Origin of the sequence: Micromonospora sp. M51, from assembly GCF_018070305.1 — a bacterium.
Taxonomy (GTDB): Bacteria; Actinomycetota; Actinomycetes; order Mycobacteriales; family Micromonosporaceae; genus Micromonospora; species Micromonospora parva.
The window spans coordinates 1-2,354 of sequence record NZ_JAGPXZ010000868.1 but is presented as its reverse complement, the minus strand read 5'-3'; the positions used below and the strand labels follow the sequence as shown (position 1 = coordinate 2,354).

Below are 2,354 nucleotides of genomic sequence, written 5' to 3'. Positions count from 1 at the left end.
GCCCGTCACCGTGCGCCACCTCGATGGCGGCCACCCCGGCGGCGTCCAGCGCGGCGGCGATCGTCCGTACCTGGTCGACCGTGTACCGGTGGGCGATGGCGTGCATGCCGTCGCGCAGCGTCACGTCCTGGATGTACAGGTCGGTCATGCCACCGCTCCCGTCGACCGCAGGGCGACCAGCCGCTCCGCCGTACGCAGCGCGGCGGAGGTCATGATGTCCAGGTTGCCGGCGTACGCGGGCAGGTAGTGCCCGGCACCGGAGACCTCCAGGAAGACCGACACCTGCAACGCGGTGATCTGCCGCCCGAGCGTCGGCACGTACGTCTCGACCCGGTCGAACTGCACGTCCTGCTTGAGCCGGTAACCGGGCACGTACTCCGGCACCGTCGCCACCATGTCCGCCACCGAGGCCGCGATGGCACCGGTGTCGGCGTCGGCGTCCGGGCAGAGGCAGTAGACGGTGTCACGCATCAGCAGCGGCGGGTCCGCCGGGTTCAGCACGATGATCGCCTTGCCCCGTTCGGCCCCGCCGACCACCTCGATGGCCCGGGCCGTGGTCTCGGTGAACTCGTCGATGTTGGCGCGGGTGCCCGGCCCCGCGGACTTCGACGCGATCGACGCGACGATCTCGCCGTACGCCACCGGCGTGACACGACGGACGGCGGCGACGATCGGCACTGTGGCCTGCCCGCCGCAGGTCACCATGTTGACGTTCGGCTCGTGCAGGTGCTCGTCGAGGTTGACCGGCGGCACCACGTACGGGCCGAGCGCGGCCGGGGTCAGGTCGACCACAGTGCGGCCGTGCGCGCGCAGCACCTCGTCGTGACGTCGGTGCGCGCCCGCCGAGGTGGCGTCGAAGACCAGCTCGACGTCGGCGAACTCGGGCATCGCGACCAGCCCGTCCACTCCGTCGGAGGTGGTGCCCACGCCGAGCCGGCGGGCCCGCGCCAGACCATCGGAGGCCGGGTCGATGCCGGCCATCGCCACCATCCGCAGACTGTCGCTCAATCGCAACACTTTGATCATCAGGTCGGTGCCGATGTTGCCGGAACCGAGCACCGCCACACCGACGCTCATGCCGAACCCTCCCTGCTGAAAGAGGTACGCACCGAGCCGAGCCCGGAGATGCGGGCCTCGTACGCGGCGCCCGGGGTGACCGGCACCATCGGACCGAGCGCCCCGGAGAGCACCACGTCCCCGGCGCGCAGCGGGTCGCCGGCCCGGGCGAGGGTGCCGGCCAACCACTGCAGGGCGTGCAGCGGGTTGCCCAGGCAGGCCGCGCCCGCACCGACGGAGACCGGCTCACCGGCGTGCTCCAGCACCATTCCGCACAGCCGCAGGTCGACGTCGGCGAGCCGGCGCGGCGTGGTGCCGAGCACGAAGAGCCCGCTGGAGGCGTTGTCGGCGACGGTGTCCACGATGGAGATGTCCCAGGCGGCGATCCGTGAGTCGACGATCTCGATCGCCGGCAGCACGTGGTCGACCGCGCGGATCAGGTCGACTGTGGTGAGCTGCGGGTTCGGGAGATCCTTGTCGAGCACGAAGGCGATCTCCGCCTCGACGCGGGGCTGGAGCAGCCGGTCGATGGGCACCTCGACCCCGTCGCCGACCGCCATCGCGTCGGTCAGCATGCCGAAGTCCGGCTGGAACACCCCGAAGGTCTCCTGCACCGCCCGGGAGGTCAACCCGATCTTCGCGCCGACCCGGCGTTCGCCGCGACCCTGCCAGGCCCGCGCCTGGAGCTGCTGCACCCGGTACGCGGACTCCACGTCGCCCTCCGGCAGCAGCCGGCCCCGCAACGGCGCGCACGGCTTGCCGGTGCTGCGGGCGTCGGCCAACTCCCGGTTGGCGGCCTCGATGTCAGCTTCCATGCCCGCTCCCTCGGTACGGCTCACGACAGGTCCACGCAGACGTTGGTGAGTTCGGAGTAGAAGTTCAGCGAGTGCACGCCGCCCTCACGACCGATCCCGGACGCCTTCACCCCACCGAACGGGGTGCGCAGATCCCGCAGGAACCAGGTGTTCACCCAGACGATGCCGGCGTCGAGCCGGGCGCCGGCCCGGTGCGCCACGCCCACGTCCCGGGTCCACACGGTCGCCGCCAGACCGTACTCGGTGCCGTTGGCGAGGGCGTACGCCTCGTCCTCGGTGTCGAACGGCGCGACGTGCACCACCGGGCCGAAGATCTCCTCCCGGTTGGTGCGGGCGTCCGGGGCGAGCCCGGTGAGCACCGTCGGCTGCACGTACGACCCGCCGTCGCGGGCGTCGCCGAAGGTGGGCGTGCCGCCACCGGTGAGCACCTCGGCGCCCTCGGCCCGGGCCAGGTCGTACGCGCCGAGCACCTTCGCGCGGTGC

3 protein-coding genes and 1 pseudogene are annotated in these 2,354 nt (G+C 72.2%); all 4 read right to left on the bottom strand.

Features of this window, described 5'->3' with window-relative positions; genetic code table 11:
• Positions 1-148 (bottom strand): annotated as a pseudogene (locus tag KBX53_RS29965) (4-hydroxy-2-oxovalerate aldolase); the annotation flags it as partial.
• Positions 145-1,077, bottom strand: a complete 933-nt coding sequence (locus KBX53_RS29960) for an acetaldehyde dehydrogenase (acetylating) (RefSeq protein ID WP_210863027.1) — start codon at positions 1,075-1,077, stop codon at positions 145-147. The pseudogene KBX53_RS29965 and the gene KBX53_RS29960, both read right to left, overlap by 4 nt.
• Positions 1,074-1,871 carry a 2-keto-4-pentenoate hydratase gene (locus KBX53_RS29955; protein ID WP_030333489.1) on the bottom strand — a complete coding sequence of 266 codons (798 nt, stop codon included), beginning with the start codon at positions 1,869-1,871 and terminating at the stop codon, positions 1,074-1,076. Before KBX53_RS29955 ends, KBX53_RS29960 begins: the two co-directional genes overlap by 4 nt.
• Before the next feature lie 20 nt (positions 1,872-1,891).
• The coding region (locus KBX53_RS29950) for an aldehyde dehydrogenase family protein (protein ID WP_210863025.1) at positions 1,892-2,354 on the bottom strand (463 nt) is incomplete at its 5' end.